Annotated in this window: 13 protein-coding genes; 7 read left to right on the forward strand and 6 right to left on the reverse strand. The window is 68.3% G+C overall.

Annotated features, from left to right (window positions below; genetic code table 11):
- Window positions 1-143: 143 nt before the first annotated feature.
- Window positions 144-686 carry a hypothetical protein gene (locus tag IGS68_RS09475; protein WP_201079284.1) on the reverse strand — a complete coding sequence of 181 codons (543 nt, stop codon included), beginning with the start codon at window positions 684-686 and terminating at the stop codon, window positions 144-146.
- A 163-nt stretch (window positions 687-849) separates the two neighbouring features.
- Between IGS68_RS09475 and IGS68_RS09480 the strand changes: the two genes are divergently transcribed.
- A complete protein-coding gene (locus IGS68_RS09480; RefSeq protein WP_201079286.1) occupies window positions 850-1,161 on the forward strand; it encodes a hypothetical protein in 312 nt (103 codons plus the stop codon).
- Between the two features lie 56 nt (window positions 1,162-1,217).
- Window positions 1,218-1,901, forward strand: coding sequence for an SRPBCC family protein (locus IGS68_RS09485; protein WP_201079288.1), 684 nt, complete (start codon window positions 1,218-1,220; stop codon window positions 1,899-1,901).
- Window positions 1,902-1,995: 94 nt separating this feature from the next.
- Here IGS68_RS09485 and IGS68_RS09490 read toward each other — a convergent pair whose 3' ends face one another.
- Both IGS68_RS09490 and IGS68_RS09495 read right to left on the reverse strand, forming a co-directional pair.
- A complete protein-coding gene (locus IGS68_RS09490; RefSeq protein WP_201079290.1) occupies window positions 1,996-2,409 on the reverse strand; it encodes a response regulator in 414 nt (137 codons plus the stop codon).
- Between the two features lie 66 nt (window positions 2,410-2,475).
- A complete protein-coding gene (locus IGS68_RS09495) occupies window positions 2,476-4,389 on the reverse strand; it encodes an AI-2E family transporter (RefSeq protein ID WP_201079292.1) in 1,914 nt (637 codons plus the stop codon).
- A gap of 139 nt (window positions 4,390-4,528) precedes the next feature.
- On the opposite strand from IGS68_RS09495, the gene IGS68_RS09500 reads away from it, so the two are divergent.
- Together IGS68_RS09500 and ggt are read left to right on the forward strand one after the other, a co-directional pair.
- Window positions 4,529-5,023, forward strand: a complete 495-nt coding sequence (locus tag IGS68_RS09500; protein ID WP_201079294.1) for a hypothetical protein — start codon at window positions 4,529-4,531, stop codon at window positions 5,021-5,023.
- A 55-nt stretch (window positions 5,024-5,078) separates the two neighbouring features.
- Window positions 5,079-6,830 carry a gamma-glutamyltransferase gene (gene ggt, locus IGS68_RS09505; protein ID WP_247881253.1) on the forward strand — a complete coding sequence of 584 codons (1,752 nt, stop codon included), beginning with the start codon at window positions 5,079-5,081 and terminating at the stop codon, window positions 6,828-6,830.
- Between the two features lie 51 nt (window positions 6,831-6,881).
- Here the strand turns inward: ggt and IGS68_RS09510 are convergent, their stop codons facing one another.
- Window positions 6,882-7,124 carry an Lrp/AsnC ligand binding domain-containing protein gene (locus tag IGS68_RS09510; RefSeq protein ID WP_201079296.1) on the reverse strand — a complete coding sequence of 81 codons (243 nt, stop codon included), beginning with the start codon at window positions 7,122-7,124 and terminating at the stop codon, window positions 6,882-6,884.
- Between the two features lie 14 nt (window positions 7,125-7,138).
- On the reverse strand, window positions 7,139-8,602 hold the full coding sequence (locus IGS68_RS09515; protein WP_201079298.1) for a DEAD/DEAH box helicase: 1,464 nt from the start codon (window positions 8,600-8,602) through the stop codon (window positions 7,139-7,141).
- Window positions 8,603-8,813: 211 nt separating this feature from the next.
- On the opposite strand from IGS68_RS09515, the gene IGS68_RS09520 reads away from it, so the two are divergent.
- Both IGS68_RS09520 and IGS68_RS09525 read left to right on the forward strand, forming a co-directional pair.
- Entirely contained in the window at window positions 8,814-9,356 is a 543-nt protein-coding gene (locus IGS68_RS09520) for a hydrolase (protein ID WP_201079300.1), read from the forward strand.
- Complete coding sequence (locus IGS68_RS09525; RefSeq protein ID WP_201079302.1) at window positions 9,353-10,054, forward strand: alpha/beta fold hydrolase; 702 nt, start codon at window positions 9,353-9,355, stop codon at window positions 10,052-10,054. Before IGS68_RS09520 ends, IGS68_RS09525 begins: the two co-directional genes overlap by 4 nt.
- Before the next feature lie 19 nt (window positions 10,055-10,073).
- On the opposite strand, the gene IGS68_RS09530 is transcribed toward IGS68_RS09525, so the two are convergent.
- On the reverse strand, window positions 10,074-10,640 hold the full coding sequence (locus IGS68_RS09530; RefSeq protein ID WP_201079304.1) for a hypothetical protein: 567 nt from the start codon (window positions 10,638-10,640) through the stop codon (window positions 10,074-10,076).
- A gap of 100 nt (window positions 10,641-10,740) precedes the next feature.
- Here IGS68_RS09530 and IGS68_RS09535 point away from each other — a divergent pair, with 100 nt between their 5' ends.
- The gene (locus IGS68_RS09535) at window positions 10,741-12,066 is read left to right on the forward strand and encodes a branched-chain amino acid ABC transporter permease (RefSeq protein WP_247881254.1); all 1,326 of its coding nucleotides are present in this window, start codon (window positions 10,741-10,743) and stop codon (window positions 12,064-12,066) included.
- Window positions 12,067-12,157 lie beyond the last annotated feature (91 nt).

Below are 12,157 nucleotides of genomic sequence, written 5' to 3' on the forward strand. Positions count from 1 at the left end.
CCGCCCTGCATCGAGCGGCAGGTTGCGCCCATGGCGCGACACGGTGCGGCGAGGGGAACGGTGCGCTGCGAGGACCGGAGCGGTTCAACCTGATCGGGTACCGCTCCGGGCTGCGCGGGTTCGGGTCCCGCTTGGCGATTGCGCTACAGCGGGGAGGGCGCCGCGCCGCGCTGGCCCAGGGTGACGCTCCGCATGGCCGCCTCCGCCCTCGGCAGATGGGGCTCGCAATCCGCCGCCTCTCCCGTGAAGACCATGAAGTGGGCGTCCCGCGAGTCGCTCGCCATGAACACGGCGACGACGCGCTCGTCCACTCCGGAGTCCACCACGGCCGATGCGTAGCGGCCGACCGATCCGTCGCCCGTCCGCATCTGCGTGGGCGGCTGCTCGCGCAGAACCCGCAGGGAGCCTTTCACCGAATTCCAGGTCTGCTGGAAGAACGGGACCGGGCGGTCGCCGCCCATCGCGCGCGGCGCCAGGACGGACAGGCTGCACGTCTCGGTCCGGTAAACGACGTTGGCCCCTTCCTGGGACCGTCTCCAGCCGCTGGGTGGATCGAGCGTCAGGCCGTTGGCCTTCTCCGAGGCGATGGCCGCCCCGTGGGAAAGACCCGGGACCAGGATCAGCGCCGTCACCATGGCGGCGGCGACCCGCATCGGGGCGTCCTTCGTGGCAATCCGGGATGTCATCGATCGTCGCTCCGCGTGCCGTGATCACCGCACCTTGATGATACACGTTCCATGCCGATCCCGGATAGTCCGCGACAAGCCAGGGTGGAACCGCGCGTTACCGCGCAATGGTATGCCATCCGCGCTGTTGTCCAGGGCATCGCAACAGGCCAGGGACAAGGCAATGAATGACCGTGAAGCCCGCGAACAGCGTGAAAAGCCGGTGGGCGAGCGTCCGCAGGACATCCGCAGCCGGACCGACGTGATCATGGAGCGCGATGCCCGCCACCTTGCCGACGAGCAGGGCGAATCGGCTTCGGTCGGAGGGCTCGACCCCGAACCCGACCAAGCCATGCGCACGGGCAAGGAGCGCCGGATGGAGAAGGGCGCCTCGCCGACCCTGGACGCGGACGGCAAGCCTTACGGCCATGACGAGGATCCGGATTCGACGGGCACCAAGGCAGGCACCCTGGGCGGCATCGGCGGTCTTCCCTGACACCGGACGCGGTCATCAACGGCAAACCAGAAGGGAAAACAGACATGGATCGATCTATGACGGCTGCTGCGAACTGGGGCCGCTACGCCTTGCTGGCCGGCGGAGGACTGCTGGCCGTACAAGGGCTGCGCCGCGGCGGCTGGGCGGGAGCGGCACTGACGGCGGCCGGGGCGGGGCTGCTCGCCAGCGGCGTCGCCAACGAGGCGGTGAGGGAGCGCCTCCATTTGCCGGACCTGCGCGACATGCCGGCCACCCAGCCGAAACCGGTCACCATCCGCCATTCGGTCACGATCGCCAAGCCGCGCGAGGAACTGTACCGGTTCTGGCGCGACTTCACGAACCTGTCGCGGATCATGACGGAAATCGACCGGATCGACGTGCGCGACCCGCGCCACTCACACTGGGTGGTAAACGGGCCGGGCGGAGCCAAGGTCGCCTTCGACGCGGAGGTCGATGACGATCGTGAGAACGAGCGCATCGCCTGGCGCAGCGTCGGCGACGCGCAGGTGCATAACTCTGGCTGGGTGGCGTTCGCCGACGCGCCGGCCGGCCGCGGCACCGAGGTGCGCCTCGAACTCACCTACGAGCCGCCGATGGGCCGGCTGGGCCGGGGTATCGCCATGCTGTCGGGACAGGAGCCCCAGCTCCATGCGCATCGGGCGCTGCGCCGGCTCAAGCAACTTATGGAAGCGGGCGAGATCACCACCACCGAAGGGCAGCCGTCCGGCCGAAGCGGTTGATCCCCTTCCGCGGCCGGACCCGTCCGTCAACCGTGTTCCCTGCGATGCGTCGGGCCTGCGGGCCCGACGCCCGGAGACGATCCTTCCGGTCGCCCTAGATGTCCGGCCCGATGAAACCCGGCGGACGCGGTTCCTGGACCACGCCGTCGGCAAGCCATGACAGGCAGGCGTCGATGGTGGCCAGCAGGGTGCGCTCCGTGAAGGGCTTGCGCACCAGCCCGACGACCCCCACCCCCCGCGCGATCTCCATGGTGACGTGACCGGTGACCAGCAGCGTCGGCACCTGCCACCGGTCCATGATCAGGCGGGCCGCCTCCAGCCCGTCGGTGCCGCCCAGCTCGACGTCGAGCAGCGCCAGGTCGGGCCTGTGCTCCGCCACCAGGGTCAGCGCCTCGTCGGCATTGGAGGCGATGCCGCAGACTTCATGGCCGGCGCCGGTCACGATCGTCTCCATGTCGAGCGCGACCAGCAACTGATCCTCGGCTATGATGAGACGAACTCCACCCAACGTAATTCCCCTTTGCACTTTCGGTTGTTTGGTCAATTCCTTACCAACAACAAGTAACGAAAGGGATCAGCCCTCTGTACTCCCGAAGATTTGCTGTTTCCTGATGTGGGCGATCGTTCCGGACAGGGTGGTTTCAAGCCGGTCCGCGGCGATGGTGCTCTCGGCATCGGGCGGAGGGAGCGTGCCCTGTCCGCTCCACAGACCGACCACGATGGGCACCGAAGTGCCCAACCTGCCGCGCAGGCGGCGCACCACCCGCCGGGCATGCTGGACCGACTCGGGGTTGAGGTATGACAGGCAGATGAGCCGGACATCCGCGGTGTCGAGCTTGTTGAGGTTGCGGAGCGACACGGCTTCGCAGGGCAGGGCCTCGGCCTTCAGCCCGTCCCGTTCCAGCAGATGGGCAGCCAGGACCGCCGCCGCCCGGTCCAGCTCGTTGCGGCCGGCGATGCACAGGACGCGCGAGGGTACCGGCGGAGGCTTGTCTTCGTCGCCATCGGGGGAAGCAGGCTCTTCGTAATCGTCCAGGCTTTCGACCACGGTGTCGATGCCTTCGGCGATCGCTGCCTGGGTGGCGGTGTCAAAGGCGCCGCGCTGGCGGTCGGCCTCCGCGAGATGAAGCGCGGGCAGGACCAGCTCATCGTACAGGACCGAGAGCGGGCGTTCCTCGGCAGCCTCCTCCGCCAGCTCCGCCGCTTCCGCCGGGTCCCGGGCGAGCAATCGCTGGTAGAACCTCGCCTCGACCGGAAGGACGGGATCGTTGCCGAACATCACGTGGAGGAACTGCAGTTGCGGCACGTGGCGGCCGATGACGACGAGGCAGACCGTCAGCGGCGTCGCGAGCAGAACTCCGACCGGCCCCCACAGGGTGATCCAGACCACGGCCGCCGCGATCACCGCGAGCGGCGACAGGCCGGTGCTGCTGCCGTAGAGCCAGGGTTCCAGGACGTTGTTGCTGAACAGCTCCAGGCTCAGGAACAGACCGATGGTCAGCAGCGGGTCGGTCCAGCCGGGCGAGACGGCGAACGACAGCACGATTGGGAAGAAGGCGGACACGACCGGGCCGACATAGGGGATGAAGCGCAGCACCGTCGCCAGCACGCCCCACAGGATCGGGTTCGGCACTCCGATGAAATAGAGGCCGATCGCGACCGGGATGCCGTAGGTGACGTTGATGATCAGCTGCATCAGCAGATAGCGGCTCACCCTGGCCCCGGCCTCGTCCATCGCCTCCGTCGTCCGGTGCAGGTCGTTCGCCCCGACCAGCCGGATCAGCCGGTCCCTCAGATCCTCCCGTTGAAGCAGCATGAAGATCACGAACACCAGGACGATGCCGGCCGTGCCGATCGGGGCCACCAGCGGCCCCAGGAAGGTCTGGATCTCGTTCCAGGGAGACGGGCGCGGTTCGTGGATCTCCACCGGGATCGGGCGCAGCACGTCGAGCTGTCCGCTCTCCGCGGCCTGGCGGGCGACCGCTTCCGGGCTGGGGGTGGTCGCCTGCTCCAGCTCCCTGCTGAGCTCGCGCAGCATTTCCGAGGCTTGGTCGATCACGCCGCCTCCGCCTCCCTCGGTGGCGCCGCGCACGCTCTGGATCTTGGCCCGGATGTTCTGCTCGTAGTTCGGCAGGTTTCGCGCCAGATCGACCAGCTGGCTCGCGACCAATGTGCCGAATCCCACTATGGCCATGAACATCAGCACGACCACCAGGATCACCGAGGGAACCCGGCCCAATCCCCACCGGCGCAGCCGGATCACGATCGGCGCCAGCGCGAAGCTGAGCAGGACCGCCAGTGCCACCGGCATCAGGATGTCCCTGCCGAAATAGAGCGCCGCGACGACGGTCACGATGATGCCGAGCGTCGTGCCGGGCGAAAACGCCGGGGCCGCCGGCTGGACGCGGACCGGCCGGGCGGCGCCATGGCCGTGGGAGGCGGGGGATTGCGGGGAAAGGGCCCGGGAACTCGACGTCGTGAGTGACATTTTGATGGGCGGCCGCAAGTTGGGAATAGAACCTCCTGTGAACATTCACCCCGATCACTTGTTGCGCCCCTCCTCGCGAAGGGGGACGAAACCGCCCCTCCGGGTGTTGACAGGAGATCAAAGGTCGAAGGAGGTTCGAATGCGTGGACTGGGTATGCTCTTGACGGCGTCGGTCATCCTGACCGGCGCGACTTCGGCCGCTTTTGCCCAGCAGGGCCAAGCACGGGATTGCCTTGCCGAGGTCGACAGGCTGGCCGATTCGCTGGGGTTGAGCGGAAATGCTCCCCAGGCCGGAAGCGGGGGGAGTGCTGCCAGCGAGAACCTCGCCCAGTCCGGCGGCGTCATCCAGCCGCCCGATGTCGGCACCGGCCGCGTGGTCGAGCCGCCGAACCCGAGCGCCGACGGGATGAACACGGCTCCCGCGATCCCGCAGCAGGACGGCGCTCCCGATGGGGCGGTCCCGGATGCGCCCTCGGCCCAGCCGGGGATCGGTGCGGCTGAGCGGGCGCAGCTGGAAACCCTGCTGCTCGGCGCGCGCAATGCCGGACGCCAGGGCGACATGGCCCAATGCACCGAACGCCTCGAAGAAGCGCAGGAACTGGCCCGGGAAAGTGGTGTAGGCTCGCCCATGTAGCCTCTCCACGTCGAACCATGACCCGCAAATCCCGAGGAGCCGAAGGATGGGCTTGATGCGCAGGCGAGTCGCTCTATCCATCGTCGCCGGCGCGGTCGGCACCATCGTCGCGGCATTGCCGGCGTCGGCCTTGCAGTTGAACGACCGCATGCCGCCGGAGATCGCCACCGGCTTCCGGCAGAAACCCCTGGTCGCCGCCGGGACCGAGATGGTCGTGACGGCCAATCCGGAGGCGTCGCGCGCCGGCCTCGCGGTACTTGAGCGGGGCGGCAACGCGATCGACGCCGCGGTCGCGGCCCAACTCGTCCTCGGGCTCACGGAGCCGCAATCCTCCGGGCTCGGCGGAGGCGCCTTCCTGGTCTACCAGGACGCGGCGACCGGCCGGCTGATCACGCTGGACGCGCGGGAAACCGCGCCGGGTGCCGCGACGCCGGCCCGGTTCGAGGGGCTGTCCCTGGCCGATGCGATCGAGAGCGGCCTTTCGACGGGCGTCCCGGGAACGCCGAAGCTGATCGAGGAGATGCACCGCCGGTTCGGCACGCTGCCGATGGCCGACTTGGCGGAGCGCGCGATCGAGCTTGCGCGCGGCGGATTCGAAATATCGCCGCGACTGGCCGACTCGATCAAGGCCTCGGCCCGCATTCCCAACGATCCCGCCGCCAAGGCTTACTTCTTCAATCCGGACGGCACGCCGAAGCAGGCCGGAACCTTGCTGCTCAACGAGGAATATGCCCGGTCGGTCGAGGCCCTGGTGCGGCATGGCAATGCCGATGCCTTCTATGCCGGCCAGATCCGGGACGACATCATCTCGGCGGTCCGTCGTGAGCCCCGCGCCGGGGATTTGGCACCCAGCGATTTCACCTCCTATCGGGTCAAGGAGCGTGCTCCCGTCTGTGGCGCATACCGTGCGTACAAGGTCTGCGGCATGGGGCCACCCTCGTCGGGCGGGATCGCGGTGGCCCAGATCCTGGCGATGCTGGAGCCTTTCGACATGGCGGCCGCCGGGACCAACAGCGTGCGGTCGGTGCATCTCTATACCCAGGCGAACCGGCTGGCCTTCGCCGACCGCAACAGGTACGTGGCCGACGCCGATTTCGTGGATGTGCCGGTGCGCGGGCTGCTGGACCGGCAGTATCTCCGGACGCGGGCCGGGCTGATCGGCACGGAACGCGACATGGGACCGGCGGAACCCGGCGATCCGCCGTTCAAAACGGGCCGGTTCCTCGACGGCGTCCACCGCGACGTCCCGGCGACAAGCCATATCTCGATCGTCGACCGGTTCGGCAACGCCGTGTCGATGACGACCACCATCGAGAGCGCCTTCGGCTCCGGCCGCATGGTGCGCGGCTTCATGCTCAACAACGAGCTGACGGATTTTTCCTTCGCCGCCGGCCCGCCCGAGCAGCCCGTCGCCAACCGGGTGGAGCCGGGCAAGCGCCCGCGCAGTTCCATGGCGCCGACGATCGTGTTCGACGAGGACGGCAAGGTGAGATACGTGCTCGGCTCGCCGGGAGGATCCTCGATCATCTCCTACGTCGCGCAGAGCGTCGTGGCGCTGATCGACTGGGGACTGGACCCGCAGCAGGTGGCGGCGCTGCCGCATTTCCAGAACAACAACGGGAAGGCGCCCGCGACCCTGCTGGAAGCCGGCACCTCGGTGACCGACCTCGCCGCGGAGTTGGAGCGGATGGGGCACGGCGTCACGGTCACCGACCTGACCAGCGGGCTCAGCATCATCGCGGTGGAAGAGGGCAGGCTGCTGGGAGGCGCCGACATCCGGCGGGAGAACCTGGCGGTCGGCCGATGATCCGGCGCGGCCTTCGGGCGCCGGCCACTTGGACCGTCAACGAGCGGATCGTCAGGAAAAAGCCTTGAAGGTGATCAAGGTGAAGGTGTCCTTCACACCCGGCAGGGTCTGCACCTGCTCGGTGACGAAGCGGCCGATGTCGGTTTCGTCGTCCAGGTAGCACTTCATCAGCAGGTCGTACTGGCCGGAGGTCGAGTGGACCTCCGACACCTGCTCCACGTCCTGCACCGCGCGGTCCGCGACCTCGTAGGCCTGCCCGAGGTCGCATTTGACCATGATGAAGATGGTCTGCATGGCCGGGACCGTCCTTACGCTTCCGGAGTGGCGACCGGCCGGGCGCGGCGCAGCAGGAAGGCCGGAATGTGGTCGCCGAAACCGATCACGACCTCGTCGTCATCGTCCTCCTCGCGGCGGCGGCGGCGGTCGTCGCGGTCGCGGCGAGGCGCGTCGGAGCGCATCGACTCGGCCCGCTGCTCGCGGTCGGGACGGGCTTCGCGTTCGGGCCGGGGCTCAGGCCGCGGGCGGGAATCCGACTTCGGCGGACGCGCTGCCTTGGTCTCCTCTTCTTTCCGAGCCTCTTCCTTCCGGGCTTCGTCCTTGCGCGCGGGACGCCGACGGCGTCGGTCGGAGATCTCCTCGAACTCGGCCAGATCGACGCCATCGATCGAGATCAGCGGGATCTCCCGCTTGATCAGCTTGGAAATCGCGGCGACCTGCTTGCCTTCTTCCGGATTGGCGATCGTGAAGGCGCGGCCCTGGCGGCCCGCCCGGCCGGTGCGGCCGATCCGGTGGACATAGTCCTCCGCGTGGAGCGGAGTGTCGAAGTTGAAGACGTGGCTGAGGCCGGCGATGTCGATGCCGCGCGCCGCCACGTCGCTGCACACCAGCAGCGTGATCTCGCCCTTCTTGAAAGCTTCCAGCGTCTCGGTCCGCTTGCTCTGCGGCATGTCGCCGTGGAGCGCCCCGGCGTTGAATCCGTGCTTTTCCAGGCTCTTGTGCAGGATGGCCACGTCGCGCTTGCGATTGCAGAAGATCAGCGCGTTCTTGACGTCCTCGGTGCTGAGCAGATGGCGCAACGCCCGGCGCTTGTCCTCGGGCTGGACGACGGTCAATGCGTGGGTGACGGTCTCCGCCATGGAGGCGGGCGGAGAGACCGACACTTCGCGCGGGTTCATCAGGAAGTTGTCGGCCAACCGCTTGATCTCCGGCGGCATGGTCGCCGAGAAGAACAGGGTCTGGCGCATCTTCGGGAGCAGCGCCACAATCCGCTCGATGTCGGGGATGAACCCCATGTCGAGCATCCGGTCGGCCTCGTCGATCACGAAGATCTTGATGTCGCTGAGCAGGATGTTGCCGCGCTCGAACAGGTCGATCATGCGGCCCGGCGTCGCGATCAGGACGTCGACGCCACGGTCCAGCTTCTTGATCTGGTCGCCGAACGACTCGCCGCCGATCAGCAGCGCCATGTTAAGCTTGTGGTGCTTGCCGTACGTCTCGAAATTCTCGGCGACCTGGGCCGCGAGCTCGCGGGTCGGCTCCAGGATCAGCGAGCGCGGCATGCGCGCTTTGGCCCGGCCGTTTGCCAGGATCTCGATCATGGGCAGGGTGAAACTTGCCGTCTTGCCGGTACCCGTCTGGGCACACCCCAGCACGTCCCGTCCCTGAAGGACCCAGGGAATCGCCTGTTCCTGGATCGGAGTCGGTTGGGTATAGCCCGCATCCTCGACGGCGCGCAGGACTTCGGGCCCGAGCCCAATTTCCGAAAAATTCATTAAGCCAGTGTCGGTTGGAGAAAGCAGCGTAAGCCTATCGGCTTGCAGCACAGATTGGAGCGGCAGTATGGAAAGTCAAACCATCATGTCAACATTCCGTATTGTCGCACCGATTTTTCTCAGCGGTGCGCGGCACGGTGCGATAGGCTTGGCTTCGCAATGCCGCGGACGATAGTGTCACCCGAGGAATTCCGCAAGAAGGATCTGCGCCATGCTGCTCGACTCCGATCGGTCGATCCTGCTCGTGGTCGATGTCCAGGAGCGCCTCGCGACGGCGATCCACGACGTCGAGGCGGTCGTCGGCTGCATCCGGAAGCTGCTTCTCGCCGCGGCCGAACTGGGCGTCCCTGTGCTGGCGACGGAGCAGTATTCCAAGGGCCTGGGCCACACCATAGCGCCGGTCGCGGACCTGATGCCGGCGGGGGCCGTGATCGAGAAGATCAATTTCGGCGCGGCGCGGGAGGCCGGATTCATGGACCGCGTCCGCAAGCTCGACCGAAGCCAGATCGTCGTCGCGGGAACCGAGACCCATGTCTGCGTGCTCCAAACCACGTTGGGACTGGCCGAAGCCGGTTTCGACTGCTTCCTGGTGGCCGACGCCGTCGGCTCCAGGGTACCGCTCAACCGCGACCTCGCCCTGGAACGGATGCGCGGGCGGGGCGTCCAGATCGTGACGTCCGAGATGGTCATGTTCGAATGGCTGGGGCGTGCCGACACGCCCGCTTTCAAGAAGGTTCTTCCGCTGATCCGATGACCAGACTTCCCCTGATCCTGCTTCCGGGCCTGCTGTGCGACGGCGCGCTGTGGGCGCACCAATCGCGCTACCTGGGCGAGGTCGCCGACGTCGGCGTCGCCGACCTGACCCGCCATGACAGCATCGCCGCGATGGCCGACGCGGTGCTGGAGTCGGCTCCGCAGCGGTTCGCCGTCGCGGGCCTGTCCATGGGCGGATACGTGGCGCTGGAGATCGCGCGGCGGGCGCCGGACCGCGTCGCCAAGCTGGCGCTGCTGGACACCAACGCGCGGGCCGATACCGACGAGCAGCGCCGGCGGCGGCGCGGCCTGATGGCCCTCGCGAACCAGGGTGAGTTCCGCGGCGTGACGCCCCGCTTGCTGCCGATGCTGATCCACCCGTCCAGGACGGAGGAGGAGGCCCTGACCGGCATCGTCACGGGTATGGCGGAGCGGGTCGGGAAGGATGCCTTCCTGCGCCAGCAGACCGCGATCATGTGCCGTCCCGACAGCCGCGGCGACCTGCCCGGCATATCCAGTCCCACCCTGGTGCTGTGCGGCCGCCAGGACGCGCTGAGCACACTGGAAATGCATGTCGAGATGGCGGACCTGATACCCCGCGCCCGCCTCGCCGTCATCGAGGAGTGCGGCCACCTCGCCACCCTGGAACGGCCCTTCGCCGCGACGGCGCTGATGCGGGACTGGCTCGTCTATTCCTGAGCCGGGGCTGGAATTCAGGTCAGCAGCCGGCGAGCCTGCAGTCGTCCCCGCCCCGATTCGGGTCGCGAACCGGGAACAGGGAGAAGGTAGCGTCCGAGATCAGGCTGCGGAACGCCGGGTCCTGCGGTGAGGACAAGGCCGGCGCCCAGCCGTTGGTCGACGTCAGGGTCCCGCCCCGGCAGAACGCCGCCTGCAGGCGGATCGGCTGGCCGGGCCGGTCGTCCGTCGCGATCGGACGGCCGCCGCAGATCTGAGGATTGGCCACGTTCTCCGCCGGGTTGAACACCATCACCACCTTGTACCGCGGATCGGCGCTGTCGCCGGGCGTCGTGGTGAAACGGGTCGCCGGGCCGAAATGCTGGTTCTGCATCAGGTCCGTCACCGAGGTGCCGAAGGCGGCCCGGTCCATGCCGAACGGGTTTCCGACGACTTCCGTCATCAAGTCGCGTCCGCCGGCCGCAGCGCTGAACTCCAGCGGGGAATAGGCCGTGCTCGGCGTGTCGGATACCACCCGGCTGCCGCCGCACCCGGCCAGCAGGAGCACCGCCGCCACGATCCCGCAGGATGCCAATCCGGAACGCGCCATGTCGGAACCTCTGGTCGGACAACTTCCCCCTCTGATATGAACCCTTTCCGCCGATCCGCCAATCCGGACGGCGCCGGCGCATTGGTGGAATGCCGACCGTATGCCTGTCCGCCCGCTTCTTCCATTGCTCGTCCTGATCCTGCTGCTCTCCGGCTGCGGACCCGATCCGGGCGAGGTCGGGGCCTGCGGCCGGGCGATCGGCGCCTTCGAACCGGACATGGGCCGGGTCTCCGTCGGCCCGCCGGAGTCCGATCCGTCCGATCCCGACGGCGTGATCGTCGGCTACAGGACGGCAGACGGACAAGCGCGCTGGATCGCCTGCCGCTTCTCCCCGCGGCGGGTGGAGAACGCCCCGCTGGAACTGATCCGCGTCGCCACCAGCCATGTCGGGGAAGTGACGGGCCTGCGCCTCTTCTTCCTGAAGCGCTGGCTTGCGCTGGAGAAATCTGCGCCCGCCGATCGGACGCCGTCCGCCGACTCCTCGGCGGTCCCGATGGAGCCCGGGAGGCTGGCCTGGCTCTACGCGCTTCAGCAGACGGTCAACGGCGCCGTGCTCGGCTGCATCTACGCCCTGCTGGCGGTCGGGTTCTCCCTGGTCTACGGCATCATCGGACGGATCAACTTCGCGTTCGGCGAACTCATGATGCTCGGCGCCTATCAGAGCGTCATCGCCGCCGTGGTCTTCATGGGCCTCGGCGGGGCGGGATGGGGAGCCTTGCCGCTGGTGCTGCTGGCGGCGGTGGCGCTCACGGCGGGGCAGGGCTGGTCGATCGAGCGTCTGGTGTTCCGGCCGCTGCGCCGGACGCCGACCCAGATTCCGCTGATCGCCGCCATCGGAACCTCGATCGCGCTCCAGGAGGGGGTGCGCCTGCTCCAGGGCGGGCGCGACCGCTGGCTGGCGCCGGTGCTGACCGGCAGGATCACCCTGGCCGGCGGCGATGGCTTTCCCGTCACGGTCTCGGTCGGGCAGGCGCTTGTCATGATGGTGACCGTCGCGTGCTCCGGCGGCCTCTGGTGGCTGCTCCGGCGCACGGGGTTCGGGCGCGACAACCGGGCCTGCAGCGACGACATGGCGATGGCCGAGTTGCTGGGAGTGGATACCGACCGGACGGTCGGCGCGACCTTCGCCCTGGGTTCCGCCTGCGCCGCTGCCGCGGGGTTCATCGTGGCATTGCAGTATGGCGGGGTGAACGCGTACATGGGAACGCTGCTCGGCTTCAAGGCGCTGGCCGCGGCGATCGTCGGCGGCATCGGGTCCGTTCCGGGCGCCTTCCTGGGCGGGCTGCTGATCGCGGCGCTGGAGACCGGGTGGGCGGCCTGGTTTCCCATGGCCTACAAGGACGTCGCCGTCTTCGCCGCCCTGATCGCCGTGCTGGTGATGCGCCCGACCGGCCTGCTCGGCGTGGAGCGGACCCGGGGCGACTGAAATCCTCGCCGCGGCTGCCGGCTGCCGGCTGCGGCAGCATGGCACTTGACCGGCATCGGGCGAGCCCCCTATGTTCCACCCCATGCACAGG

The organism is Skermanella sp. TT6 (assembly GCF_016653635.2).
Taxonomy (GTDB): Bacteria; Pseudomonadota; Alphaproteobacteria; order Azospirillales; family Azospirillaceae; genus Skermanella; species Skermanella cutis.

What these genes read in the sequence shown, in the direction of transcription:
- IGS68_RS09520 (WP_201079300.1), top strand. Translation starts at nt 8,814, where the DNA reads ATGCTGCTCGACTCCGATCGGTCGATCCTGCTCGTGGTCGATGTCCAG.
- IGS68_RS09495 (WP_201079292.1), bottom strand. Translation starts at nt 4,389, where the DNA reads ATGTCACTCACGACGTCGAGTTCCCGGGCCCTTTCCCCGCAATCCCCC.
- IGS68_RS09515 (WP_201079298.1), bottom strand. Translation starts at nt 8,602, where the DNA reads ATGAATTTTTCGGAAATTGGGCTCGGGCCCGAAGTCCTGCGCGCCGTC.
- IGS68_RS09475 (WP_201079284.1), bottom strand. Translation starts at nt 686, where the DNA reads ATGACATCCCGGATTGCCACGAAGGACGCCCCGATGCGGGTCGCCGCC.
- IGS68_RS09530 (WP_201079304.1), bottom strand. Translation starts at nt 10,640, where the DNA reads ATGGCGCGTTCCGGATTGGCATCCTGCGGGATCGTGGCGGCGGTGCTC.
- IGS68_RS09485 (WP_201079288.1), top strand. Translation starts at nt 1,218, where the DNA reads ATGACGGCTGCTGCGAACTGGGGCCGCTACGCCTTGCTGGCCGGCGGA.
- IGS68_RS09500 (WP_201079294.1), top strand. Translation starts at nt 4,529, where the DNA reads ATGCGTGGACTGGGTATGCTCTTGACGGCGTCGGTCATCCTGACCGGC.
- IGS68_RS09525 (WP_201079302.1), top strand. Translation starts at nt 9,353, where the DNA reads ATGACCAGACTTCCCCTGATCCTGCTTCCGGGCCTGCTGTGCGACGGC.
- IGS68_RS09480 (WP_201079286.1), top strand. Translation starts at nt 850, where the DNA reads ATGAATGACCGTGAAGCCCGCGAACAGCGTGAAAAGCCGGTGGGCGAG.
- ggt (WP_247881253.1), top strand. Translation starts at nt 5,079, where the DNA reads ATGCGCAGGCGAGTCGCTCTATCCATCGTCGCCGGCGCGGTCGGCACC.
- IGS68_RS09510 (WP_201079296.1), bottom strand. Translation starts at nt 7,124, where the DNA reads ATGCAGACCATCTTCATCATGGTCAAATGCGACCTCGGGCAGGCCTAC.
- IGS68_RS09535 (WP_247881254.1), top strand. Translation starts at nt 10,741, where the DNA reads ATGCCTGTCCGCCCGCTTCTTCCATTGCTCGTCCTGATCCTGCTGCTC.